Below are 25,256 nucleotides of genomic sequence, written 5' to 3' on the forward strand. Positions count from 1 at the left end.
CATTCTGCCTCTTCCCAGAATGGAATAGAAACATTACGTTTTAATCACATAGTATTCAGCGCTCTAACGGTGAAAGCGCTAATATTTCTTTCTGGCGAAGATTAACGAAGAGGTTTTTTCATTATTAACGGGCCATTCGATTGAGGGGCCGTAAATCTCATCACAACGCGAACGGTTCTTGATTTAACAGAAGTCTTGCTTGCGCATTCCATCAATGCCTGTTGGGCGCTAACAGCAAATTCCTCGCCGGCTTTGCGTACGGGCTGATAATCGACTGTCACAACGCGCAACAACTCACCGTCTGAGTTGTAAGTGACTTCAAATGTCGCTGATGCCCTCTGATAATCAACACCTTCAGGGAGTGTCCAACACTTGGTTGCCATTTCTGTCACTATTTCCGCATCCGTGGCAGCAAACGCGACGGCTGGGTTCAATGTGAGTGTGGCAATTCCAAGTAAGATCAAGTTTTTCATACGTCTCCCTTGCAGGCCAGTTTGGTTACTAACCTAGTATGAACAAGGTAGGTACGGACTGGACTGATTGCCAGCGTAATACACTGGATAGAGTGTGCGGTCGAGTTTAGAACAACCTGTGGACAATTTGTGCTTATCCTGTGGAGCGCTTTGTGGATAAGTCAGACTGGAAACTCCGATTAAAGGGCTGTTTTGTTTGGGTTGTCTCTGATTTCAATTTAAGGAACGGATCGTTCGGTATGTGTTCTCGGCGGCTGCTGTGAACAGACGGCCACACTCTTCGTTAGTGTGGCAGAGAGCCCTTCGTAGACTTCAACCGTTGGCGAGGCGGGGTCGGTGCAATCATGCTCGTATCGTTTGTTGCAGCCTCGCTTGGTGACTTGCTGGTGACTTTCGGTAAAAAGATTTGGGCTGCTGCCGTCGGTTGAACAGCGGCCAATTTTTCAAATAATTGCAAAGCCAAGTCGTTCAATAATATGTCCGAAACTCTGCTTCAACTATTGAATAATGCACGTCCCCGGCCAGTCTCTGCATGATCTGTTTGCGCAGCCAGCAATTGTAGTGGCAAGCACGATTAAGCAAATCATCGTTGTTATTGCTTTCATCGCGATTATCCCCGAGTAATTCCCATGCTGTATCAACTTGGACTTTTTTCAAGAAATGAGCAAGCCGTCAATATGATGCGTTTGTTGAGAATGTCTACTCGCTCGGAACGGTTCCCCACTCACCTATATTCCCATTTTCTCTTTAATTAAATCCAGCACTTGTCTAGATTAAGTAGTCTTAAGCAGGAGGGAGGGGCATGCTTAGAGACATATATCGACTTGTTATTGTCGATTGCTTGGTTTCCGAACCATTTAGCGCTCAGTCATTGGCGCCGTATTTGCCGCGAGTTGATGAGAAGAGAATAGCTGCATATCTCAGGTTAAATGCGTCAAAAAGTTCGCACAACCGGCATGCATTCTTCATTCGATACTATCGGGGATGGTATCGGTTAAATTATTTGAGGTTGGAGGATATTGAAGCTGCGGGCAAATAAACGGGATTTATTCCTCCGGGTCCGTTCCCGCATAACCGTTCGCCATTCCAGCAGCGTCGATCTTAATAGCGTTCGCAACCTCTGTCTCATGCCAACCTGCTGCCTTGGCAACTTCGATCAGGTCACTAATGCCGGGCGTCGATTTTCCAGTTCTTCCAGCGTTCGTCATTCTCCTAATTGAGCAGCCATAAACGGTGCTGACCTCTCATAGTGGTGCCTGCACAGCCCACAGGAGAAGCGAACGACATTCGTGTGTCGCAAACTTCTCAAGATCGTTTTCATTTTATGATCGTTGGTTTCCAGCCACGCGCAAAGCCCATCGACATAGCAAGGCTGGCGTACTCGATTTCTTTGACGAGAAAGTCTCTGTCTTTCAAAAGCGATTCGATTGCGGCCCGTACATCGCCCTTGTGATAGGCCAGCACCAATTCAATTTCTTCGTCGTATTCATTCTCTTGCACAACTGCATTCATTGTTCTGCTCCGTTAAAAGCAGACACACACGCCACCACGCGTATCTGTGTTTATGTGAATGTTCTTATTTTGTTCACATCAGCAAAAGAGTCAAGCATGTTGCGTGGATTTGCCGGGGTTTTTTGTAACCAGTTGTAATTGCAGGGAATCTATTTGCAACAAGACGCGACATGAAATGCCGCATAAACAAATAGCTCTGCTGGATTAATGCATTGATTTTAAATGGAAAAAAGTTGGAGGCCTCACCCGGAATCGAACCGGGGTGCAAGGATTTGCAGTCCTCTGCGTAACCACTCCGCCATGAGGCCATCCGTAAGAGGTCTGTCAAATCAGTCAGCGCCCTCTTGAGCAGTTCCAATATTGATCCAGACACGCTTCGTCAAGCGGTTAGCCGTGATTGATTTATTTTTCTCCAAGGCTTTGTTGCGCGTTCCTGAGAAGTGGGTCAATCCTCTGGGTCACGGTCGGCGGGCGTTTGCGGGCGCGCAAGATTACCTTTTGAAAACGTGTAGCCGGTTTCGACTGCGTTACGGCCGAACTTGTTGCGTAGGCGATCAATAGCACCTTCTGCGACAGCGCGTTTTGTGGCCTGTGTGTCGACCAGATCCGGCGGGTCGGCGCGGTCGTCTGATGAAAGTTCACCCACACCAATGCCAAGCAGCCGAAACTTGGTTCCATCCAGTTCTTTTTCCAGAAGCTGAAGGCCAGTACGGAAAATACGATCCGCAAGCTGAGTAGGGTCAGCCAGTTGGCGATTGCGTGTCCGCAACTTGAAGTCTTGTGTTTTAAGCTTGAGCACGACCGTCCGTCCGGCAATGTCACCAATCTTCAGGCGCTGCGATACCTTCTCAGACAGCGCGCGCAGGACAGGGACCAGATCGCTTGCTTGCGAGAGGTCTTTGTTGAATGTTGTTTCGGCTGAAACACTTTTCATATCATGTTCGGGTTCAACCTTGCGGCTATCTTGTCCGCGTGACAGCCTGAATAGCCGCTGACCCATTGTGCCATAGGCTTTCATCAGGGCACCTTCATCCATCGTCTGAAGTTGTCCGATTGTGCGAATGCCGTCGCTCTCGAGCTTGGTATTGAAGGATTTGCCTACACCCCAGATCATGCTGACCGGTTTGTTACGCAGAAAATCGAGCGCTTCGGCTTCGCCGATGACCGAAAATCCGCGCGGCTTTTCAAGGTCAGAGGCCACTTTGGCCAGATATTTGCAATAGGATAAACCAACCGAAATAGTGATGCCAATTTCTTCTTCGACACGTTTGGCAAAGCGCGCCAGCACAATCGCGGCCGGTGCACGATGCAGTCGCTCCGTACCTCCCAGATCGAGGAATGCCTCATCAATGGAAATGGGTTCGACGAGTGGAGTAAGATCGCGCATCAGTTGTCGAACTTCACGCCCTACGTGCGCATATTTCTCCATATTCGGTTTAACGACAACCGCTTCGGGGCAAGCTTCCAGCGCTTTGAACATTGGCATGGCAGACCGAACACCATGAATGCGCGCAATATAGCAAGCGGTCGAAACTACGCCACGCTTGCCACCACCAATGATAAGCGGTTTGTCGCGAAGCTCCGGATTATCCCTCTTTTCTACCGATGCATAAAAGGCGTCGCAATCGACATGGGCGAGCGACAGCTTGTAAAGCTCTGCATGGCGAACCAGACGTGGGCTGCCACAGGCGCGGCAGCGTCGCGTGGTTTCGAGTTTTTGCAGCGATAAACAATCGCGGCAGAAACCTTGTTCTGAACTATTTTCTGCGAATTGATCGGCCATAGCTGCGTGCGGTTTGATGAACATAAAAGGAACATCGTTTTATAGCACTAAAGCTTGGCAATGCCATCGTCACACTGATGTCCTGTCAGCTGTGCACTTGACATTGGCAAGGATATCACCAAGTTTAGCACTATGAACAACCGTTTTGCTTCCATACTCCATCGGGTTCAACCGATCACGGGATAGCAACCCTCGAGTCCTGCTCAGCGCAGAGGATTCCGGGGGACGGTTTGCCGCTTGCCTTCAAGCGGAATTACTAAAAGCGCTTTCTTCCAAAATTCAATCAGTTACTCCGGACCGGAATCGTTACGGAGAACAATTATCATTAGACAGCAGTGAGCTATCGTCATGAGCGTAAAGAATCGCAAGAAGCCTAAGATCGTCGTCAGCGACATCGATCACGAACGCCTGACAATTCTGGCCGGTAACGTCTCCGAAAAGCTGGAGGAAGTGGCCGAGGAATTGTTGCAGGAACTCGACCGCGCCAAGGTGGTGCCGCAGAAGAAACTGCCAGCGGATGTCGTTCATATGGGCTCGACTGTCGAATTTCGCTCCAATGACGGACACGAGCGTAAGGTAACGCTGGTTTATCCGGGCGAGGCGGATATTGCTCAGGGCAAGATTTCTATTCTGACGCCAATCGGCACGGCACTTATCGGCCTGACGCCAGGCCAATCCATGTCATGGATTGCACGCGACGGCAAAGCTCACGAGTTGAGCGTTTTGAGTGTGTCTGCTGCAGAAGTCGCAGGCGCAGAGTAAATTTTGGTAACGGCAAAAAAGCGCCTCGAAAGGGCGCTTTTTGTATTGGGGAGCAGTTGAGGCGGTCCAGCATTCGCTGTACCGTTCTAAAGATGCTGATTTAACCCACCAGGCAACAGTGAAGCGGCCCTTTCGATGCTCGCTGGATCGCGCCCGGTTTCCTCGCAAAAGCGCAGCAGGGTTGGTTCGTGGCTGAGATAAAATTGCAGGACGCCCGCCAGAAAACCCGGTTCTTGAGCCGCAGATCGAATTGATGAGACCTCGATCCCAGTGAGTGCGAGAAAGCGCGGCATCAGGTCCTTGTCCTGAGCCAGCCATACAAGCGCTTCGACTGCAAGGTTTTCTGCATCCGCTTGGCTCACGTGACTTTTCATCTGCTTCTCCGCTTTAAATCATTGTTTTGGCATTTGAGGTTCCGGAAAGGCCGTTTCCTGTTCTTCCGGGATATATCTTACAATAGCCGCGCGACAATGCGAGATTTGGCGAATATTTGCCATTCGTCAATGAAATGCGCTTAAACTATATAGGATCCATATCGGTGTGATGGGCAGAACAAACCTGTCTTTGAACAGGAAAGAATAAGGCCAGGGAATATTCGATGACCAAAAGTGTGATGATCGTCGAGGACAACGAACTTAATATGAAGTTGTTTCGCGATCTTATCGAAGCCAGCGGATATGAAACCATCAGGACCAGAAATGGTCTTGAGGCGCTTGATCTTGCCCGAGAGCACCGCCCTGATCTTATCTTGATGGATATTCAGCTTCCTGAAGTGTCCGGGCTGGAAGTGACGAAATGGCTCAAGGATGATGAAGAACTGCGCCACATACCGGTGATCGCAGTGACGGCCTTTGCCATGAAAGGCGATGAGGAGCGTATTCGTCAGGGAGGCTGTGAGGCCTATATATCCAAGCCGATTTCTGTTCCGCGTTTTATCGAGACCATAAAATCTTATCTGGGTGACGCCTGATCACTTCCAAGGCGGGGAAGTTTACGGCGTGAGGATCTGGGGGGCTAGGCAATCATGACGGCAAGAATTCTCGTCGTTGACGATGCGGAATCACACGTAAAGCTGCTGGAAGCTCTGCTCTTGCGCGAGTACTACGAGGTTGTGACCGCCAGTAACGGCGCAGAAGCCATCGAAATTTGCCTCGGTGGTCAGATTGATGTGGTCATTCTCGATGTCTTGCTGCCCGAAATGGATGGCTTTGAAGTTTGCCGCCGCTTGAAAGATGACCCACGCACAACCAATATTCCCGTTGTGATCCTGACGGGACTGGATAGCCCAGAAGATAAAATCAAGGGACTTGAAGCAGGCGCAGATGACTTCATGTCGAAGCCGGTCAAAGATCTTCAGCTGCTTTCCCGCGTCAAGAGCCTTGCCCGGCTCAAAATGGTTTCCGACGAATTGTTCCAGCGCACAGGCACGGTTGCCGACACGGAAGTGGAAGCGCTGCTTGTCACCAAGCTTTCTGGTCGGTTTGGGGGTGGAGAGGATGCCGCCCGCATTCTCGTTGTTGATGAGAACGAACTGGCTGCCGCTCGCCTTCGCATGATTCTGGGCGAGGACTATTTTGTCGATGTTGCTCATGACGCCAATGGTGCGCTGATCAAGGCGATTGAGAGTGACTATGACAGCATCGTTATTTCTGCCGATTTTACCTATTACGATCCGCTACGACTCTGTTCGCAAATGCGCACAATCGAGCGCACAAGGCTTGTGCCGATCATCCTGATCGTGAACGAAGATGAAGGCTCGCTGGTCGTCCGTGCCCTTGAGCTTGGCGTAAATGACTATGTGATGCGGCCGCTGGAGAAGCTTGAGCTTTATGCGCGGTTGCGCACGCAAATCAAGCGCAAGTGCTACAACGACCTTTTGCGTCAAAGCCTGCACCGTACAATCACCATGGCGGTGACAGACAGCCTCACAGGACTGCATAACCGTCGTTACCTCGATACACACATGCCGGTGCTGCTTTCGCGCGCTACGGGGCGTGAGCGGACTTTATCAGTCGTTATGATCGACTTTGACCATTTCAAGCGTGTGAACGACAAATATGGTCATGATGGTGGCGATGACGTGCTGCGGGAATTCGCGGTGCGGCTGCGCAAGAAGATTCGCGGTATGGATGTCATGTGCCGTTATGGCGGCGAGGAATTTGCAATCATCCTACCCGATACCGATATAATGGCTGCAGCTGCGGTGGCCGAACGTATTCGCGAAGCGGTGGCAGAAACGCCTTTCCTGCTGGCTGGTGGCAAGCATAAGATCAGTATGACGATCAGTATTGGTATCGCATCGCTGCGTCTTATGGGAGGCGACACTGCCGAGGCGCTCTTCTCAAGAACTGATGCTGCACTTTATGAAGCCAAGAAAAACGGTCGCAACAGGATTGCTCTGTCTGCTGCTTAGAGCGCATTCCGAAAAGTGCGAAGCGGCTTTCGGACAAGATGTGCGTCAAAAAAGTTAGGGCACATCCAACGCTTAAACGAAAAAAGCCGTCTCGTGAGAGACGGCTTTTTTGATTCCTGCCAGTGATGTCTGGCGGCGGAAACGAAAATTACTTGATCTTCGTTTCCTTGAAGTCGACGTGCTTGCGCGCAATCGGGTCGTACTTTGTCTTTGTCATCTTTTCCGTCATCGTGCGGCTGTTCTTCTTCGTTACGTAGAAGAAGCCGGTGTCAGCGGTCGACAAAAGCTTGATCTTGATGGTCGTAGCCTTGGCCATATCGAAATACCTGCTCTTTCATGATTAAACCGCTGCGAGTCTCGCCAATTGGCTAGAAGCGGAAATTCGGCGCGACACTACGGATTGAGGGCGAAAAGTCAACCCCGCTTCTTCCTTTGAACAAGTCTTATCGCAGCAAAGAGTGCAAAAGCTGCAAAAAAGATGCCGAGAGTGAGTGGAAAGCCCTTTGGTCCCATGGCATCCATGCCAACACCGACCGCTTGAGGTCCGGCGAGCATGCCGATTGCATAGCAGAAAACAAAGGCGGCGTTTGCGGAAGCCAACTCGCGGCCGGTCAGCTCAGAGCCAAGATGTGCGAGGCCGACCGTGTAAAGTCCAGCCACGACACCACCCCATAAGAACAGGACGGCTGCCATCAGATACCAGCTTTGCATGAGGTACGGCAGTGCGATCATACCTATGAGGCCTGTCACAGCGCAGAACAGAAGCAGCTTGCGCCGGTCTGAAATACGGTCGCTTATGATGCCGAGCGGTATCTGCATCAATACATTGCCAAGCCCGATCATTGTCAGCAGCAGCGCAGCATCCCCTTCACTATATCCGACTCGCGCGCCAAAGACCGGGAAGAGAGCGAAACCGCCTGTTTCAACGGCACCGAATACGAAGACAGCCATCGTTGCTGTCGGAACGGCAAAGATGAATGGAAGGAAGGGGACATGGTCGCCTTCCTCGAAATCCGGGCTGTCGCGCCATGCGAGTAGCACAGGTATGGTAGCCACTATGATGATTGCAAAACCAACATAAAAGGGCATGCCCCCCGCACTCCCGATCTTCGAGAACAGCCACGGGCCGAGTGCGAAACCAAGCGAAAGAGATGTCGCATAAATACCGAGCACAAGTCCGCGCTTTTCAGGCGGGGCGGAGGCGTTAATCCAGTATTCAGATAAAACGAACAGCACGGTCAGGGCAAAATGTAGAACGATTCGCAAGGCGAACCATGCCCAGAGCGGCTGTAGGAAGTGGAAGCCTAGAAAAGCAACACTGCCGATGACAAGCATCAGCACAATGGCGCGAGCAACGCCGAGCCGGGCCGCTATCGGTGCCGCGAGTGGTGCGGCGACAATCGACGCAAGGCCAGCGACAGCCGTGTTGGCGCCGATCAGGCTTGCTGAGTGACCACGTGCTTCAAGAAGCACGCTCAGAAGCGGTATGCCCAAGCCAATTGCAGCGCCCATGGCGCTGATCGTAGCAATTGCTGCAGCAAGCGAACGCCAATGCATCTGGCCCTCTTTCGGCCCGCCTTCCGGTTCCCGGGAGGCAAGATCGGTAGGGTGGATTTCTTTGTTCATATGGTCAGATCACTTCGCGGACAAAGCGGCCATGCCGCTTGCTGTATTGTGCCACAGGCAAAGTGGCAGGCAGGTCGAGCCGGGTTTCTGTGAGCAGCATTCGCGCTTCCTTTAGAATGGCCTGAGTAATTCGGGCGACGTCGAGTTTATCAACTTCATCAATGGCCACCCAATCCAAATCTTCCAGTTCCCCACTCGGAACAAGTGATGCTCGTTCAAGTTCCGGCAGGCTGTCGCGAAAGGCGATAAAAAAACGCGCATCAAACCGACGGACATTGCCGGGTGGCGTTACCGCTCGAGCGAAATAGCGTAGATCACCAAGCGCTGGCAACGCACCACGTTCAAGGAATGCACACCAATCCTTGTTATCAGGCATTATTATGTTGGTGGATGGCAAACGTCGGGCAGAAGAGGTTTGATCGGAGGTCGGCTTATCAAAGGATGTACGTGCAATCCGTAGCCCGGTTTCCTCAAAAGTTTCTCGGATAGCACAAAGTCCAAGTGCACGAGCCCTGCGCTGCGAAGCGCGCGTTCCCATGCCTGTCATCAGTTTTTGGGTATCGTTCTGACTGAGTTCTGTTGCCGCCGCTACCGCGCCGTCCCCTGCGTCTGCCCGTCCACCGGGGAAGACAAATTTGCCTGGCATGAAAACCAGACTGGAATGGCGTTTGCCCATCAGAATGCGTGGTGTGCGACCAGTCCGGTCAATCAACAACAACGACGCTGCATCGTGTGGACGCAGCGCCGATTTAGTTGATGACTGATTGGAAGGGGCGGGGGAGGCCACGGCAGAACCGCCTGTTATGTGACGTCGCCGTAATCGCCTTCGCCCTGTCCACCAAAACCGTGCATGAACAATGCCCATTGCAGGCCGATGGTTGCGCCCTTGATAGGCTGTAGCAAGAGCAGGGACATGATTACAATCATCGGACCCCATATCGCCATATGAGCCCACAATGACAGGTTGGTCGTGGCTTCCACGCCCATGAATGCGCCAACTACGATGTGTCCGACGATGAGGATCGTCAGGTAGGCTGGAAGATCATCAGCGCGCTGCTCGGTATAATCTTCTCCACAGACAGAGCAATGATCTACTGGCTTTACAAAGGCGCGAAACAGCTTTCCCTCGCCACAATGCGGGCAGCGGCATTTAAATCCGCGCCAGAGAGCCTGGCCGAGAGGGCGGCTCGGACGCGCGGTTTTCTGGCTTTCGCCGCCGAAAACCTGAACATGACTATTTGTGGAATTGGCCTCTAACGTGCTCATCTGCGACCTTTTCTCTTAGGACCTGTTTTCTTGGGTCCTGTTTTGGGGGAGCCGGAAAAGCCTGCTGGCTTTCCCTTGCGCCCGCGCATTCCCTTGCTTGCCTTATGATGCGAACGTGTCGACATCGGCAGGGAATGCGGTTCGGAAACCATCTCAAAACGAAGCGCACCCGCAACGGGGAGCGCTTCTACAAGCCTTACCGTGACAGTATCGCCCAGACGGAAGCCTTTTCCGCTTCTTTCTCCGGCGATCGCATGGTTCGCTTCGTCATATAGATAGTATTCATCACCCAAAGTTGAAATGGGCACAAGTCCGTCTGCGCCATATGTCGCAAGAGACACGAAAAGACCGGCTCTGGTGACGCCTGTGACGCGGGCTTCATAATCGTCACCAAGATGGGCAGCGAGGAAGTGTGCGATAAGACGATCAACAGTTTCTCGTTCGGCGAGCATGGCGCGACGCTCAGTCGAAGAAATCAGCGCCGCAGTTTCTTCAAGTTGCGATTCTTCTATCGCGGTCAGCCCATCATTACCCAGGCCAAGGGCCTTGATCAGTGCGCGATGGACAATGAGATCGGCATAACGGCGAATTGGCGACGTGAAATGCGCATATTTGTGCAAATTCAAACCGAAATGACCGATATTATCAGGGCTGTAGATAGCCTGACTTTGTGTGCGTAGCACAACCTGATTGACCAGATCCTGATGATCTGTGCCATCAACAGCTTCCAAGATGCGATTGAACTGGCCCGGCCTGAGTTCGGCACCCTTTGCGAGGTTCATATCAAGCGTGCGCAGGAATTCACGCAGGCTTTCCTGCTTTGCCAGTGCAGGCGCATCGTGAATTCGGAAGATCAGCGGCTGGCGACGCGCTTCAAGCACTTCAGCCGCGGCCACATTGGCCTGAATCATGAACTCTTCAATGAGCTTATGCGCATCAAGTCGTTCGGGCACTATGACCTTGTCGACCTTGCCATCGGGTGCCAGCAGAATTTTCTTTTCTGGCAGGTCCAGCTCAAGCGGTTCACGTGCATCACGACCACGCTTCAAGGCTGCATAGGCATTCCATAGCGGCTTGAGAATGGTATCAAGAATGGGTGCGGTCTTATCGTCGGTCGCACCGTCAATCGCTGCTTGTGCCTGCTGATAGGCTAGTTTTGCAGCTGAACGCATCAGAATGCGGTGGAACTTGTGTGACTTCTTGTGACCGTTGGCGTCAAACACCATACGCACCGCAAGCGCTGGACGATCTTCCAGTTCACGCAATGAGCAGAGATCGTTGGAAATGCGCTCGGGCAACATCGGTACAACGCGGTCGGGGAAGTAGACCGAATTGCCGCGTTTCAGCGCTTCACGATCAAGTGCAGAATTCGGGCGAATATAAGCAGCGACATCGGCAATAGCGACGATAACAATATGTCCGCCAGCATTATCCGGGTCAGTATCGGGTTCTGCATAAACCGCGTCGTCATGATCCTTTGCATCTGCCGGATCTATGGTGACGAGCTGAATCTTACGCCAGTCTTCCCGATTGCCATCAAGCGTCGCAGGCTTGGCGCTTTCAGCTTCGCGGATGACATCATCCGGGAAAATATGCGGGATTTCATGTTCATGGATTGCAATCATCGACAGCGCTTTTTCACTGTCGATGGAACCGACTACCTGACGCACCTTGCCGGCTGGCAGGCCATAGCGACGCGACGATGTAAGCTCGACTTCAACCAGATCGTCGCTTTGAGCATCCAGCAGCGATTGTGGGTCAAGCTGCACTTCCGGCTGCTTGCGGTTAACCGGTTCCAACCGCCATTCGCCGTTGCTGAGCTTGCGTAACACGCCGAGTACTGCATTATTGCTGTGGTCGATTACTTTGATCACGCGAGCCGAATATTCCGGGCCGTCATTTTCCTTGCTGCGGAAAATCTTGGCCAATACCCGGTCACCAACACCCACGGTGGGACCGTCGGAGGCTTTATTGAGGCGCGTACGGCGGATCAGTACTATCGGCGCTTTACCATGTTCGACTTCGTCCCAATCCGTTGGACGCGCAACAAGACCACCGTCATTGTCCCGTCCGGTTACGTTCAAAGTTGTGATCGGGGGCAGCGAACCCGGTCGCGACAATTTGCGATCGCGCTTTTGAACGAGGCCTTCATCGGCAAGTTCACGCAACAGGTCTTTTAGATAGACGCGTGCGTCGCCCTTGATGTTGAAGGCTTTGGCAAGTTCACGCTTGCCAGCGCGATCAGGATTTTCCTCAATGAACTTGAGAACTTCGTCACGCGTCGGCAAAAAGGAAATCGGATCGCCAGATTTCGCCGCGTTTGATTTTGCTGTTGTTGCACGCCGTTCGGTCCGCGCGGATCGTCCGGTATCTGGTTTGGGGAAACGGCGCGCCAAGTCTTACTCCTCTGCCGCTTTCGCCTTGCTTTTTGATTTAGCAGCAGGCTTCTTTGCGGCGGTCTTTTTCGTTGTTGTCTTCTTTTCAGCAGTCGCTGACTTGCTGGCGGCTTTACGTGCCGGAGCCTTTTTGGGTTTCGTGCTGCCAGCTTTTTCCGTAATCAGGGCGAGCGCTTCTTCAAGCGTCACACTTGCCGGGTCTTTGCCCTTTGGCAGAGTCGCATTGACTTTGCCCCAGTTGACATACGGACCATAGCGGCCATCACGGACGGTGATTGAGCCGCCATCAGGATGATCGCCAAGCGTAGCAAGCGCTGCAGGTGTGGAACGCCCGCGACCAGCGCCCTTGGACTGTTTGTCGGCAAGCACAGCAACCGCACGGTTAAGGCCGACCGAGAAAACTTCGTCAGCATTTTCGAGGTTCGCGAACGTACCGTCATGGCTGACATAAGGACCATAGCGTCCAATGCCGGCTGAAATCATTTTGCCGGTTTCAGGGTGCTGTCCGACATCGCGTGGCAGCGACAGAAGGGCAATCGCCTTTTCATGATCAAGCGTATCGACCGACCAACCTTTTGGCAGGCTTGCGCGCTTGGCTTCTTTGCCTTCGCCGCGCTGGATATAAGGTCCGAAGCGTCCGGTGCGGGCAGTGATTTCTTCGCCGGTGAAAGGATCTTTGCCGAGCGACTTTGGCTCGTCAGAAGCTGCCGCATCCCCATTGCCCTCGCCTCCAAGCTGACGGGTGAACTTGCATTCGGGATAATTGGAGCAGCCGACAAATGCGCCATACTTGCCGAGCTTCAGCGAGAGCTGACCAGTTCCGCAAGTCGGGCAGGTGCGTGGATCGCTGCCATCACCGCGATCCGGGAAAGCAAGCGGTGCCAGTTCTTCATTGAGCGCATCGAGAACATTGGTAACACGCAGTTCCTTGATGTCGTCGACAGAGCCCGAGAAATCACGCCAGAAATCGCGCAGAACGTCCTTCCACGACAGCTTGCCATCGGAAATCAGATCAAGCTTTTCTTCCAGATCAGCCGTGAAATCATATTCGACATAGCGCTTGAAGAAGCTTTCAAGGAACGATGTTACCAGACGGCCTTTCGGGTCTGGCGTCAGCTTGCGCTTGTCAATGGTGATATATTCGCGATCACGCAAGGTGGCGAGTGTCGCCGCATAGGTTGAAGGGCGGCCAATGCCGAGCTCTTCCATCTTCTTGATGAGAGAGGCTTCTGAATAGCGCGGTGGTGGTTCTGTGGAGTGCTGCGTGGCATCGATCTTTTCGCGCGCAATCGTTTCACCAGAGCGGATTTCCGGCAGTTTTGCGCTGTCTTCATCCTCGTCCTCTTCCTCGCGATGATCCGTATATGCAGCAAGGAAGCCGTCGAATTTCGTGACCGAACCATTGGCGCGCAGCATTGCCGACTTCGAGCCGTTCAAGGCTTCGATGTCTGCTGTCGTGCGTTCGATGTCGGCAGCCTGCATCTGACTTGCGATAGCACGCTTCCAGATCAGCTCATAAAGACGTGCCTGATCTTCATCGAGATAGCGGCGCACTTCTTTGGGGTGGCGCATGAAGTCAGTCGGGCGGATTGCTTCGTGCGCTTCCTGAGCGTTCTTTGCCTTGCTGGCATAATAACGTGGCTTTTCCGGCACGTAGTTCGGCCCGAAACTTTTGCCAATGGCGTCACGTGCTGCAGTGATCGCTTCGGGTGCTATTTGCACACCGTCGGTACGCATATAGGTGATGAGACCGGTGGTTTCACCACCAATGTCTACGCCTTCATAAAGGCGCTGCGCCACCTGCATGGTGCGCGAAGCGGAGAAACCGAGCTGACCTGACGCTGCCTGCTGCAGGGTCGAGGTTGTGAATGGAGGTCCGGGGTTACGCTTGGTTGGCTTTGCTTCGACCGAGACTGCCTTGAAGCTTGCGCCTTCAAGCATTGTGCGGATCGCGCTTGCCTGCTCTTCATTCTTGATGTCGAGCTTGCCAAGACGTTTGCCATCGACAGCTGTCAGGCGTGCCGTGAAGTTATCATTGCGTGGTGTTTTTAAAAGTGCGGCAATGTTCCAGTATTCTTCACGGATGAAGCGCTCGATCTCGGACTCGCGATCACAGACCAGACGAAGTGCTACTGACTGAACGCGGCCAGCCGAGCGCGCACCTGGCAGCTTGCGCCACAGGACCGGCGACAAGGTAAAGCCGACCAGATAATCGAGAGCACGGCGAGCCAGATAGGCGTCAACCAGAGGCTCGTCGATGTCACGCGGATTGGCGATAGCATCAAGGACAGCCTTCTTGGTGATTGCATTGAATGCAACGCGTTTTACCGTTTTGCCCTTAAGAGCTTTCTTTTGATTGAGAACTTCCAGCACGTGCCACGAAATGGCTTCCCCTTCGCGATCAGGGTCAGTTGCCAGAAACAGGCCATCGCTGTCCTTCAGCGCTTTAACAATATCTGCCAGACGCTTGGCGGAATTGCTGTCCACTTCCCAAGACATGGCAAAGTCTTCGTCCGGGCGGACGGAACCGTCCTTAGCTGGTAGATCTCGCACATGACCAAACGAGGCCAGAACCTTATAGTTCGAGCCGAGATATTTGTTGATAGTTTTGGCCTTGGCAGGCGATTCGACAACGACAACGTTCATTAAAGCAGCCTAGATTCGCGACCTTCTAAGGCAAAATGCCTATTCATCGCGTTCAAATTGTTGCCTTTCACATGAACAGCGGTTTGCGTTTGGTCAAGAGCATGACGACAAAATTCGTCAAATACAACTTAGGATTGCTGTTACTAGTTATAAAACCAATGGTAGTATTAAGGTGGGGTATATCCGATGGGTTTGAACCAGGAGGGTGATTTTCACGTGATGGAAACAGAAACGTCGTGGGGGCATAAATGGTTCAACGGGAGACAGCTCACCGTGAGACATTGGCGTATATCGAAGAAATGTTGCAAGAACTCGTCAAGATGGCAAGGACAACCGATAGTCATCTTTTGGCCTATCTGATGGACATGGCATTGCAGGAAGCGCGAGACAATCAACATAGCTATACATATGACTGACTTTATAAATGCTCCTCTTGCGGCATAAGAGCTACCTGATTGCCGGGATAGCGTAACAGCCTCCCGGCAAGATCAAGCTCGAGCAAGATCAGTTGTGCGGTACCGGCGCTGATGCCGACATGCCTGACCAAAGTGTCCACATCAATCGGTACAGGGCCAAGTGCGTCGACCATCAGATCGCGCTCCATGTCTGTGGTGATGGGCTGCAACACTGCCGGTTCTTCATCAAGCTGGTTTAAGAGATCAGCCAGTTCCAAATCGGATAAAATGCTGCCATCGGGCATAAGTGGTGCAAGAGATTCGATAACGTCGTCTGCGCTGGTAACGAGTGTTGCGCCTTGCTTGAGCAGGGCGTTCGTACCGCGAGCACGTGGGTCGAGGGGGGAGCCCGGCACAGCAAAAACGGTACGGCCCATTTCGCCCGCCATGCGTGCGCTGATAAGCGAGCCGGAGCGTTCGGCCGCTTCAATGACAATCAGACCCAACGACAGTCCTGCGATAATTCGATTGCGTCGCGGAAAATCCCGCGCGCGGGGCTCGGCACCCATTGGCATTTCTGTAATCAATGCACCGCCATTTTCGGGAATCGCACGATAGATCGGTAAGTTCTCGGGCGGGTAGGGCCGGTCGAGGCCACCGGCCAGGACGGCAACGGTGCCGCTCATCATGCTGGCCTTATGGGCGGCTGCATCGATGCCGCGTGCCAGCCCTGAAACGATAGCGAAACCGGAATCGCCCAGATCGCGTGCTAATTTTTCGGTGAAACGTGCGCCAACGACAGACGCATTGCGCGACCCAACGATTGCTACGGGTGGTTTGCGAAACACATTCGCATCGCCCTTGATGATAACCAGCGGTGGCGGTGCTTCGCAATTTTTTAATTGTTGCGGATAGTCGGGCTCGCCCATGCCAACAAGGCGGGCTCCCATATTCTCAATGGCTTCAAGCTCACGCTCGGCATCGTCCAAGGACGAAACACGCACTGGCCGCGAGCCGCCGCCACGAATATTGAGGTCGGGCAATCGTTCGATTGCGTTGGCTGCGGAGCCACAAAAGAGAATCAGGTCGCGGAAAGCAACCGGACCGATGTTTTCGGTCCGGATAAGGCGTAGCCAGTTGATCCGCTGGCGGTCGGAGAGGCGAATTCCAGTCTTCGAATTCGCGCCCTCTTTCATCCCTTTTTACCGATCTTGCTTTCGGTGCCGCTTAGGAGCCGCGAAATGTTGGCATGATGTTTGATGAAGATGATAATTGTCATGACAGCAAATAATGCTGCAATCGCAAGATCTCCACGCACGTAAAGTGCTATTGGGACAATAAGGGTCGCGACAAGAGCCGAAAGCGACGAATAGCGGGTGAGCAAGGCCGTGATGATCCAGGCGGCGATGAATACCAGCGCACCGGGCCAGGCAAGCCCAAGCAGGATACCCAGATAGGTCGCAACGCCCTTGCCGCCTTTGAAGCCGATCCAGACAGGGAAGAGGTGCCCGATAAAAGCACCAAACCCGGCTGCAATCGCAGCATATTCACCAAAGCGCAAAGCAATCAGGACAGCGACTGTGCCTTTAAATGCATCAAGAAGAAGCGTTGCAGCAGCGAGTTTCTTATTTCCGGTGCGCAGGACGTTGGTCGCGCCAATATTGCCGGAGCCGATGGAGCGCACATCGCCAAGTCCGGCAAACCGGGTCAGGATAAGCCCGAAAGGAATAGAACCGAGAATGTAACCGAAAACCAGCGTGCCGAGCGACACCAAATTGAACAGACCTGCTTCGGCCATGAAACTCCCCATATGTTCCATATATAAATTATCGCGTTTCGAGCAAAAGTACGAAGCGGCTTTGTGTAGGATAATACGTCAAAACAAATAGTTAGAGCAGTTTCAACGATTCAGCCTCCACTGAACCGCTCTAATTAAAGCATTTCCAGCAAAAGTGCGAAGCGGTTTTGCGTTGGATAATGCGTTAAAACAAAGAATTAGAGTGGTTTCAACGATTCAGCCTTCACTGAAACCACTCTAATTGAGAAGAAAAGCCGCCCAAAAGCAAGACGGCTTGCCCAAATTTGTTAGGCCGAATAAACCGTTTTGCCGCCAACTACGGTGCGGTTCACACGTCCCTGAAAGCGAGCGCCCTCAAAGCAGCTGTTCTTCGAGCGCGAATGCAAATCCTGCTCGCGAACGACCCAAGGCTCGTCGAGATCAACAATGGCGAGGTCAGCTTTTGCACCGGGCTTGAGCGTCCCGGCATCAAGGCCGAAAATACGTGCGGGCGCGGTCGAAAGGACTTCCGCAAGACGCAGCAAAGGAATGCTGTCATTGTGGTAGAGACGAAGGGCCGCTGCGAGCAGTGTTTCCAGGCCAATCGCACCGGCTTCTGCATCTGCGAAGGGAAGACGCTTAGTGTCGACATCCTGCGGGTCATGGGCAGAAACGACGATATCAATCGTACCGTTTTTGACCGCTTCAACCATCGCAAGGCGATCTTCCTCGCTGCGCAGAGGTGGGGAAAGACGAAAGAATGTCCGGAATTCACCAATATCGTTTTCGTTGAGCGACAGATGATTGATAGAAACACCGGCGGTGACTTTCGTGCCGAGTTCTTTTGAGCGGCGCAAAGCATCGGCAGACATGGCGCAGGAAATCTGGGCCGCGTGATATCTGCTTCTGGTCAGCGCAGCAAGGCGCAGATCGCGCTCGAGCGGGATGACTTCAGCTTCACGTGGGCTGCCGGACAGGCCGAGCCAGCTTGCGAAAAGACCTTCATTCATCACGCCATTTGCGCCGAGATAGGTGTCGCGGGTTTCGCAGGCTATGACCGCGTCGAAGTCGCGGGCATAGGTCAGCGCACGCCGCATCAACTGCGTGTTGGCAATCGTATGTCGTCCTTCGGTGAAAGCCACGGCTCCCGCATTACGAAGCAGGCCGATCTCTGTCATTTCCTCGCCACGCAACCCTTTGGTGATGGCTGCCGCAGGATAGACATTGACGATGGCCGTGTCGCGCGCTGTCCGCTTGACGAATTCGACAAGTGCGACATCATCGATGACCGGATCGGTATCAGGCATCATGATGATGGAGGTGACACCGCCGGCTGCGGCCGCGCGGCTTGCGGAAGCAATGGTTTCGCGATGTTCGGCACCGGGTTCACCAATGAAAACACGGGAATCGACTAGACCCGGTAGGATCGCCATGCCGTTGAGATCGATAATTTCTGTGCCTTCCGGAGCGCCTTGATTGCGAACATCGGCACCGCTGGCAACAATCTTGCCATCCTGGATGAGCAGGCTGCCGCTTTCGTCCAGTCCACGCGAAGGGTCAACGATACGGGCATTTTCAAATAAGGTCGTGCTCATGCTCGCTCTCCGTCGCTCGTCTGGTTACGTCGGGGATCAAGCAGCGCTTCCATGACCGCCATGCGAACGGCGACGCCCATCTCAACCTGCTGCTGGATCATGCTTTGCGGACCATCGGCAACATTCGAGGCGATTTCTACGCCGCGGTTCATCGGACCGGGATGCATGACGAGTGCGTCAGGCTTTGCATATTTGAGCTTTTCGTTGTCGAGGCCATAGAAATGGAAGTATTCGCGCACCGAAGGTACGAAAGATCCTGCCATCCGCTCACGTTGAAGGCGCAGCATCATGACGACATCTGCGTCTTTCAGGCCTTCTTCCATGGTGTTGTAAACTTCAACACTCATATCGGCGATGCCGGAAGGTAGCAGGGTCGAAGGGGCGACGACGCGAACGCGTGCGCCAAGCGCATTGAGAAGCAGAATGTTGGAGCGCGCAACGCGCGAGTGTAGCACATCGCCGCAAATGGCAACGATCAGGTTTCCGATGTCGCCCTTGGCGCGGCGGATCGTCAGCGCGTCGAGCAGCGCCTGTGTCGGGTGCTCGTGCGCACCGTCGCCAGCATTGACGACTGCACAGCCGACTTTTTGCGCAAGGAGCGCCGCAGCACCGGCAGACGCATGGCGTATGACGAGAATGTCTGGCTGCATGGCGTTCAGCGTCATCGCGGTGTCGATGAGCGTTTCGCCCTTCTTGACCGACGAGTTGCCGACCGACATGTTCATCACGTCCGCGCCCAGCCGTTTTCCGGCGAGTTCGAACGATGATTGCGTTCGCGTCGATGCTTCAAAGAAGAGGTTGATCTGGGTGCGACCGCGCAGCACGGACTTTTTCTTCTCGGACTGTCTGGAGACAGCCACTTCCTGATCCGCAAGATCGAGAAGACAATTAATGTCCAGGGGCGATAGCCCCTTGATGCCAAGCAGGTGGCGATGAGGGAAAATCGGTGAGACCGTTTGATTTGTCATGGCAAGTCATCCGTATAGAGCTGCGAAAGCTGGACCGCAACCGCCGTTATAATGGCTTTGGCGGATTCACAAAGAAAAACCTGTATTCTTTGGGCATAAAGCGGTGAGCTGTCGGAAAATGTTAGTAAATTACAATGCAAGAACGCATAGAATGTCAGCTCTGCGCGCCTCAATCGGCTCGCAAGCTGATTTTGAGTTGAACAAAGCCGAACGGATAAGCCTGTGAAAACGCACGAAGTCACCAACCAGACACCGTCCATGACGGGCACCAATGCATATCTGGGCGACCCGCTTCTGATACAAATCGCAGCACGTTTTCCGAAAGAACTCCATACCGATCTGGAGAATACCGGACGTTTTGTCTTGTCAGTGGAGGCGCAAGATCTTGCGCGCTTGGCAAATACTGAGCTGCCGAAACTTCGTACGCATGACCGACAGGGACGACGCGCCGATCTGGTTGAATATCATCCAGCTTACCACGCCTTGATGCGCCGCTCGATTGCGCAGGGGCTGCATTGCTCGATATGGGAGGCGAATCCTCTTGAAACCGGACGCCGTCATCAGGCACGTGCCGCGCGTTTCTATCTGACAGCGCAACTTGAAGCGGGACATCTTTGTCCGTTGACGATGACGAACGCGTCGCTTGCCGCTGTGATGGCTTCGCCTGATCTTTACAAGGATTGGTCGCCGCAGATTCTGTCGCGCAAATATGATTCCTCGCAAAAGCCTGCGTTTAGCAAGCAGGGTATCACGCTCGGCATGGGTATGACCGAAAAGCAGGGCGGCACAGATGTGCGTGCCAATACGACCCGTGCAGAGCGCAATGAGGATGGTACTTACACGCTGAGCGGCCACAAGTGGTTTATGTCGGCTCCAATGTCGGATGCGTTTCTCGTATTGGCCCAAGCGGAAGAAGGACTTTCTTGCTTCCTGTTGCCACGTTTGACCAATGAAGCGGACGGAAATGGCTTTTTCTTCCAGCGTCTGAAAGACAAGCTGGGCAATAAGTCGAACGCTTCCGCAGAAGTCGAATTCGACGGTGCTATCGGCCATCTCGTCGGAAATCCCGGCGAAGGTGTGAAAACCATCATGGATATGGTGACGCTGACCCGTCTTGATTGTGCGGTTGCTTCTGCCGGTTTGATGCGTTCAGGTCTGGCTGAAGCCGTTCATCATGCGCGTCATCGCGTGGTGTTCGATAAACCATTGATAGAACAGTCGCTGATGAGCCGTGTTCTCGCTGATATGGCGCTGGATGTAGCGGGTGCGACTGCACTTTCCATGCGCCTTGCCCGTGCGTTCGACATGGCGGCAAGCGACCGGGCGGAAGCCGCTTTCGCTCGCTGCATGACACCAGTCGTCAAATATTGGGTCTGCAAGATCGCTCCAGCACTGCTTTATGAAGCGATGGAATGCCTTGGTGGGAATGGCTATATTGAGGAGGGCAATCTCGCCCGCGCCTATCGTGAAGCCCCTGTCAACGCGATATGGGAAGGTTCCGGCAACGTTATGGCGCTCGATGTGGCGCGGGTGCTGTCGCGCGCACCGGCACTTTTTGATGAAGTGCTAGACTGGATCAGCGAACAGTTGGGCGTGCGTGGGCAGGGCACAATTGATGTACTTCAGGCTGCATTGCAACTGACTGAGACCGATCAGGGTGTCGCGCGTCTTCTTACAGAACAGCTCGCCTATGCCGCTGCCGCCGCCGAACTGCGTAACCTTGGTGCAGATGACATTGCAGATGCTTTCATTGAAACCCGGCTCGGCGGGCAGTGGCGCTCGACCTATGGCATGTTAGACGCGCGCCACAATGCCAACAGGATTCTTGATCAGCTCTATCCGGCGTCGTAATCACTATCGTCTTGATTCGATGATCGAAGCAGGTGCAAGCGATCCAGCGCGCCTTGCAGAATGAATGAAGCAGCTGCTGAATCAATGCGTTCGGCCCGCTTGCCGCGCGAGACATCCATGCCGATCAATGCGCGTTCTGCAGCAACTGTCGAAAGCCGTTCGTCCCAGAAGACGAATGGTAGATCAGTAAGTGGCTGCATGGTACGGACAAATGCACGCGTCGCCTGAACGCGTGGTCCGGCAGTGCCATCCATGTTCATTGGCAGACCGATAATGATGATGCCAACCTTGTCGGCTCGCAAGGCTTTGAGCAGCACCTGTGCATCGATTGTGAATTTGGCGCGTTTGATAACAGTGCGAGGGTTGGCGAATGACAGGCCAAGATCGGAAACTGCAAGGCCGATGGTTTTGGTGCCAAGATCAAGCCCCGCAATGGTTTGGCCGGGCTGCAGGATTTCCAAAACGTCTTCGATTTCAACGACGGCCATTGTTCCTCATAGCTTTCTGATCAGGGCAATTTGATCAGGCGTCATATTGCCTGAAACTTCATTGGCGTAATATCTGTTTTAAAACTGAAAATCGAGCCGCAAGGAGTACTGCAATGAAAATCACCTGGTTGGGCCACGCAGCCTATCGTGTTGAAACGGACAAAGCGGTCATTCTGATCGATCCATTCATCAATGGAAACCCTGGCGCCAAAGGCATCGATTTTAAGGAAGCAACGCAGGGTGTCACGCATATTACGCTAACCCATGGTCATGGCGACCATATTGGCGACACTGTCGAAATCGCCAAAGAGCATGGCGCAACGGTCATTGCAAACCCTGAAATCACCGGCTGGCTCGGTCGCCAGGGCCTTGAAAAATTCAGCATGGGCAATACCGGCGGCACCATTGTTCGCGACGGCTTTAGCGTGACATTTGTTAATGCGCTGCATTCTTCAGCGCTCATGACAGAAGACGGCATCACACAATCGATGGGCAATCCGAATGGTCTGGTTTTCCATTTTGAAAATGCTCCGACACTATATCATATGGGTGATACGGATATATTTTCCGACATGGCGCTGATCAACGAACTACATCAGCCAGAAATCGGCATCGTGCCGGTTGGTGATCGCTTTACCATGGGTGGTGCTGTTGCAGCCCTTGCCTGCCAGCGTTATTTCAACTTCAGGACCGTGTTGCCGTGCCATTACGGATCATTCCCATTCATAGAAAAGACCGCCGACAAGTTCGTTGCGGCGATGGCCGATCATAAGGAAACGAATGTTCTGGTGGCCAAACCCGGCACTGTTCACAGTTTCTAGAGCGTCTTTCGATCTGATGGAATCAGACAGGCGCTCTAGCGATTATCTATAACGCGCATCTTGTCCGAAAGCCGCTTCACACTTTTCGGGATGCGCTCTAACTGCGTATGGAAGCGCAAGAAATGTTGCGCTTCCCCACCTGCACCGTTATAGCCGGTAAAAGAACCTTTTCGGGGCAGCTTCATGCTGCCCTAATCAAGCATTTGCGGAGAACAGGATGTCCGTCGATATTTCCACCGTCAAGCGTGTAGCGCATCTCGCGCGCATTGCTGTCAGCGAAGATGAAGCTGAACGCATGACCGGGGAGCTCAATGCAATTCTGGGCTTTGTCGAGCAGTTGAACGAAGTCGATATTGATGGCATTGAGCCGATGACATCGGTCTCGCCGATGAAGATGCGTTTGCGTGAAGATGCAGTAACAGACGGTGATATTGCCGATGCTGTCGTTGCGAATGCGCCGGTCACGGAAGATAATTTCTTCGTCGTTCCAAAGGTCGTGGAGTAAGTCATGGCTGTTCGGGTTTCCATCGAGACCCCGTTGCAGGATGATGTGCGTGATCTGGTTGAAGCCTTGAACGCACATATGTTGCCGCTGTCGCCGCTCGAATTTCAGTTCAAGATGACGGTTGAGCAGATGGCAGAGCCTGCGACAACGGTTTTCGTGGCTCGCGATGAAGACGGTAGGGCTGTCGGTTGCGGTGCATTAAAAATGCACGAAGACGGTGTGGGCGAATTGAAGCGCATGTTCACCCGACCTGAAGTCCGCGGAAAACGCGTAGGCTCGCTACTTGTCGAAGCGATTGTTGAGCTGGCAAGAGCCAAAGGTGTTTCGCGTCTGGTCCTTGAAACGGGCACTGGTGCCGGTTTTGATGGTGCCTGGCGGCTTTATGAGAATTCAGGTTTTGCGCGCTGCGGTGTGGTTCTGGATTATCCGGAATCCGAATACAGCGCCTTTTTTGAAAAACGCCTTGCTGAGGCGTGACTTTACAGGATTTGATGATGAGCGAACTGACCGCACTGACCATTGCCGAGGCGCGCGACAAGCTGAAGGCCAAGGCGATTACCGCGACCGAACTGACGGAAGCCTATATTGCGGCGATTGATTCCGCCAATGAGACGATCAATGCCTATGTTGCCGTGACGCCTGAAAAGGCGCGGGAAATGGCAAAAGCTTCGGATGCGCGCATTGCTGAAGGCAAAGCTGGCGCTCTTGAAGGCATTCCACTTGGCGTGAAAGATCTGTTTGCGACCAAGGGTATCCATACTCAGGCTTGCTCGCATATTCTCGATGGCTTTAAGCCTGAATATGAATCAACCGTCACGGCCAATCTTTGGGCAGACGGTGCAGTCATGCTTGGTAAGCTCAATATGGATGAGTTCGCCATGGGCTCGTCGAATGAAAATTCCTATTATGGTGCCGTAAAGAATCCGTGGCGCGCGAACGGCTCCGATGTCGATCTGGTGCCAGGTGGTTCGTCTGGTGGCTCAGCAGCGGCTGTTGCCGCGCAGCTTTGCGCGGGCGCCACTGCAACCGACACCGGCGGTTCAATTCGTCAGCCAGCTGCTTTCACAGGTACAGTTGGTATCAAGCCGACCTATGGCCGCGTGTCGCGCTGGGGTGTCGTTGCTTATGCGTCGTCGCTCGATCAGGCTGGTCCGATTGCACGCGATGTTCGCGATGCTGCGATCCTGTTGAAATCCATGGCCTCGCTCGATCTTAAGGACACAACTTCGGTTGATCTGCCGGTGCCTGATTATGAAGCAGTCATTGGCAAGTCACTCAAGGGCATGAAGATCGGCATTCCGAAAGAATACCGTGCCGACGGCATGCCGGAAGAGATTGAGGCGCTCTGGCAGAAGGGCGTTCAGTATCTCAAGGATGCTGGTGCAGAAATCGTCGATATTTCGCTGCCCCATACCAAATACGCGCTCGCTGCCTATTATATCGTTGCCCCTGCGGAAGCCTCGTCCAATCTCGCACGTTATGATGGCGTGCGTTATGGTCTGCGTGTACCGGGTAAAGACATTGCCGACCTGTATGAGCAGAGCCGTGCTGCAGGCTTTGGTAAGGAAGTGAAGCGCCGTATTCTGACCGGCACCTATGTTCTATCGGCTGGTTATTACGATGCCTATTATCTGCGCGCGCAGAAGGTACGTACGCTGATCAAGAAGGACTTTGAAAACGTCTTCGCGAGCGGTGTCCATGCAATCCTGACGCCAGTCACGCCTTCTGCTGCATTCAGCATCGGTGACAAGGAACTGGCGAACGATCCGGTCAAAATGTACCTCAACGACATTTTCACAATTACGCTCAATATGGCGGGTCTGCCGGGTATTTCAGTTCCAGCGGGTCTGAACGATCAGGGGCTGCCGCTTGGTTTGCAGCTTATCGGACGTCCATTCGAAGAAGAAACGTTGTTTCAGGCTGCAGGCGCTATTGAACAGGCAGCTGGACGCTTTACCCCTAAGAAATGGTGGTAAAAT

At 53.3% G+C, this 25,256-nt stretch carries 25 protein-coding genes and 1 tRNA gene; 9 read left to right on the top strand and 17 right to left on the bottom strand.

All coding sequences use genetic code 11. The annotated features are described in order from the left end of the window. Positions 1-101: 101 nt before the first annotated feature. The 5 genes from QBD00_RS07505 to QBD00_RS07525 all read right to left on the bottom strand — a co-directional run bounded on the left by QBD00_RS07505 (position 102) and on the right by QBD00_RS07525 (position 3,768). Complete coding sequence (locus tag QBD00_RS07505) at positions 102-473, bottom strand: hypothetical protein (protein ID WP_191793118.1); 372 nt, start codon at positions 471-473, stop codon at positions 102-104. A gap of 1,046 nt (positions 474-1,519) precedes the next feature. Beyond that, the gene (locus QBD00_RS07510; protein ID WP_191793119.1) at positions 1,520-1,681 is read right to left on the bottom strand and encodes a hypothetical protein; all 162 of its coding nucleotides are present in this window, start codon (positions 1,679-1,681) and stop codon (positions 1,520-1,522) included. A 109-nt stretch (positions 1,682-1,790) separates the two neighbouring features. Further along, a complete protein-coding gene (locus QBD00_RS07515; protein WP_151092777.1) occupies positions 1,791-1,985 on the bottom strand; it encodes a CUE domain-containing protein in 195 nt (64 codons plus the stop codon). A 234-nt stretch (positions 1,986-2,219) separates the two neighbouring features. Further along, positions 2,220-2,293 (bottom strand) — tRNA-Cys (locus QBD00_RS07520). A 137-nt stretch (positions 2,294-2,430) separates the two neighbouring features. After that, the gene (locus QBD00_RS07525; protein ID WP_151092779.1) at positions 2,431-3,768 is read right to left on the bottom strand and encodes a DNA polymerase IV; all 1,338 of its coding nucleotides are present in this window, start codon (positions 3,766-3,768) and stop codon (positions 2,431-2,433) included. A 348-nt stretch (positions 3,769-4,116) separates the two neighbouring features. On the opposite strand from QBD00_RS07525, the gene rnk reads away from it, so the two are divergent. Continuing rightward, positions 4,117-4,530: a nucleoside diphosphate kinase regulator gene (gene rnk, locus QBD00_RS07530; protein WP_095444151.1), complete on the top strand. Its 414-nt coding sequence runs from the start codon at positions 4,117-4,119 to the stop codon at positions 4,528-4,530. Between the two features lie 86 nt (positions 4,531-4,616). Here the strand turns inward: rnk and QBD00_RS07535 are convergent, their stop codons facing one another. Beyond that, on the bottom strand, positions 4,617-4,904 hold the full coding sequence (locus QBD00_RS07535; RefSeq protein WP_318579080.1) for a DUF3572 domain-containing protein: 288 nt from the start codon (positions 4,902-4,904) through the stop codon (positions 4,617-4,619). Positions 4,905-5,128: 224 nt separating this feature from the next. On the opposite strand from QBD00_RS07535, the gene QBD00_RS07540 reads away from it, so the two are divergent. Both QBD00_RS07540 and QBD00_RS07545 read left to right on the top strand, forming a co-directional pair. Further along, on the top strand, positions 5,129-5,500 hold the full coding sequence (locus QBD00_RS07540) for a response regulator (RefSeq protein ID WP_007878616.1): 372 nt from the start codon (positions 5,129-5,131) through the stop codon (positions 5,498-5,500). A 54-nt stretch (positions 5,501-5,554) separates the two neighbouring features. Further along, on the top strand, positions 5,555-6,943 hold the full coding sequence (locus QBD00_RS07545) for a PleD family two-component system response regulator (RefSeq protein ID WP_318579081.1): 1,389 nt from the start codon (positions 5,555-5,557) through the stop codon (positions 6,941-6,943). Between the two features lie 148 nt (positions 6,944-7,091). On the opposite strand, the gene rpmG is transcribed toward QBD00_RS07545, so the two are convergent. The 6 genes from rpmG to topA all read right to left on the bottom strand — a co-directional run bounded on the left by rpmG (position 7,092) and on the right by topA (position 14,877). Beyond that, positions 7,092-7,259, bottom strand: coding sequence for a 50S ribosomal protein L33 (rpmG, locus tag QBD00_RS07550; RefSeq protein ID WP_007878621.1), 168 nt, complete (start codon positions 7,257-7,259; stop codon positions 7,092-7,094). A gap of 98 nt (positions 7,260-7,357) precedes the next feature. Further along, positions 7,358-8,500, bottom strand: coding sequence for an MFS transporter (locus QBD00_RS07555; RefSeq protein ID WP_151092876.1), 1,143 nt, complete (start codon positions 8,498-8,500; stop codon positions 7,358-7,360). Positions 8,501-8,573: 73 nt separating this feature from the next. Beyond that, the gene (locus QBD00_RS07560; RefSeq protein ID WP_412534999.1) at positions 8,574-9,356 is read right to left on the bottom strand and encodes an NUDIX hydrolase; all 783 of its coding nucleotides are present in this window, start codon (positions 9,354-9,356) and stop codon (positions 8,574-8,576) included. Positions 9,357-9,370: 14 nt separating this feature from the next. Beyond that, entirely contained in the window at positions 9,371-9,835 is a 465-nt protein-coding gene (locus tag QBD00_RS07565) for a DUF983 domain-containing protein (RefSeq protein ID WP_151092787.1), read from the bottom strand. Further along, positions 9,832-12,231, bottom strand: a complete 2,400-nt coding sequence (gene rnr, locus QBD00_RS07570; protein WP_318579082.1) for a ribonuclease R — start codon at positions 12,229-12,231, stop codon at positions 9,832-9,834. Before rnr ends, QBD00_RS07565 begins: the two co-directional genes overlap by 4 nt. A gap of 3 nt (positions 12,232-12,234) precedes the next feature. Continuing rightward, on the bottom strand, positions 12,235-14,877 hold the full coding sequence (topA, locus tag QBD00_RS07575; protein WP_151092791.1) for a type I DNA topoisomerase: 2,643 nt from the start codon (positions 14,875-14,877) through the stop codon (positions 12,235-12,237). 248 nt (positions 14,878-15,125) lie between these two features. Between topA and QBD00_RS07580 the strand changes: the two genes are divergently transcribed. Continuing rightward, the gene (locus QBD00_RS07580) at positions 15,126-15,293 is read left to right on the top strand and encodes a hypothetical protein (RefSeq protein WP_191793122.1); all 168 of its coding nucleotides are present in this window, start codon (positions 15,126-15,128) and stop codon (positions 15,291-15,293) included. A 2-nt stretch (positions 15,294-15,295) separates the two neighbouring features. Here the strand turns inward: QBD00_RS07580 and dprA are convergent, their stop codons facing one another. The 4 genes from dprA to QBD00_RS07600 form a co-directional block, all read right to left on the bottom strand. Beyond that, complete coding sequence (gene dprA, locus QBD00_RS07585) at positions 15,296-16,468, bottom strand: DNA-processing protein DprA (RefSeq protein WP_318579083.1); 1,173 nt, start codon at positions 16,466-16,468, stop codon at positions 15,296-15,298. After that, entirely contained in the window at positions 16,465-17,070 is a 606-nt protein-coding gene (gene plsY / locus QBD00_RS07590) for a glycerol-3-phosphate 1-O-acyltransferase PlsY (RefSeq protein ID WP_151092795.1), read from the bottom strand. The genes dprA and plsY overlap by 4 nt, the downstream gene beginning before the upstream one ends. Positions 17,071-17,357: 287 nt before the next feature. After that, positions 17,358-18,644: a dihydroorotase gene (locus tag QBD00_RS07595; protein WP_318579084.1), complete on the bottom strand. Its 1,287-nt coding sequence runs from the start codon at positions 18,642-18,644 to the stop codon at positions 17,358-17,360. Then, positions 18,641-19,612 (bottom strand): aspartate carbamoyltransferase catalytic subunit, encoded by a 972-nt coding sequence (locus tag QBD00_RS07600; RefSeq protein WP_191793125.1) that lies wholly within the window; start codon positions 19,610-19,612, stop codon positions 18,641-18,643. Before QBD00_RS07600 ends, QBD00_RS07595 begins: the two co-directional genes overlap by 4 nt. A 222-nt stretch (positions 19,613-19,834) precedes the next feature. Here QBD00_RS07600 and QBD00_RS07605 point away from each other — a divergent pair, with 222 nt between their 5' ends. Then, entirely contained in the window at positions 19,835-21,463 is a 1,629-nt protein-coding gene (locus QBD00_RS07605; protein ID WP_318579085.1) for an acyl-CoA dehydrogenase family protein, read from the top strand. Here the strand turns inward: QBD00_RS07605 and ruvX are convergent. Further along, complete coding sequence (ruvX, locus tag QBD00_RS07610) at positions 21,448-21,951, bottom strand: Holliday junction resolvase RuvX (protein ID WP_318579086.1); 504 nt, start codon at positions 21,949-21,951, stop codon at positions 21,448-21,450. The genes QBD00_RS07605 and ruvX overlap by 16 nt on opposite strands. 113 nt (positions 21,952-22,064) lie before the next feature. Between ruvX and QBD00_RS07615 the strand changes: the two genes are divergently transcribed. From QBD00_RS07615 to gatA, 4 genes are all read left to right on the top strand, one after another. Continuing rightward, positions 22,065-22,772 carry a metal-dependent hydrolase gene (locus QBD00_RS07615; protein WP_318579087.1) on the top strand — a complete coding sequence of 236 codons (708 nt, stop codon included), beginning with the start codon at positions 22,065-22,067 and terminating at the stop codon, positions 22,770-22,772. Between the two features lie 217 nt (positions 22,773-22,989). Beyond that, positions 22,990-23,277, top strand: a complete 288-nt coding sequence (gatC, locus tag QBD00_RS07620) for an Asp-tRNA(Asn)/Glu-tRNA(Gln) amidotransferase subunit GatC (protein WP_151092807.1) — start codon at positions 22,990-22,992, stop codon at positions 23,275-23,277. A 3-nt stretch (positions 23,278-23,280) separates the two neighbouring features. Further along, positions 23,281-23,754: a GNAT family N-acetyltransferase gene (locus tag QBD00_RS07625; RefSeq protein ID WP_318579088.1), complete on the top strand. Its 474-nt coding sequence runs from the start codon at positions 23,281-23,283 to the stop codon at positions 23,752-23,754. Positions 23,755-23,771: 17 nt separating this feature from the next. Then, positions 23,772-25,253: an Asp-tRNA(Asn)/Glu-tRNA(Gln) amidotransferase subunit GatA gene (gatA, locus tag QBD00_RS07630; RefSeq protein ID WP_151092811.1), complete on the top strand. Its 1,482-nt coding sequence runs from the start codon at positions 23,772-23,774 to the stop codon at positions 25,251-25,253. Positions 25,254-25,256: the final 3 nt, after the last annotated feature.

Source organism: Ochrobactrum sp. AN78, assembly GCF_029909885.1.
GTDB classification, from domain to species: Bacteria; Pseudomonadota; Alphaproteobacteria; order Rhizobiales; family Rhizobiaceae; genus Brucella; species Brucella quorumnocens.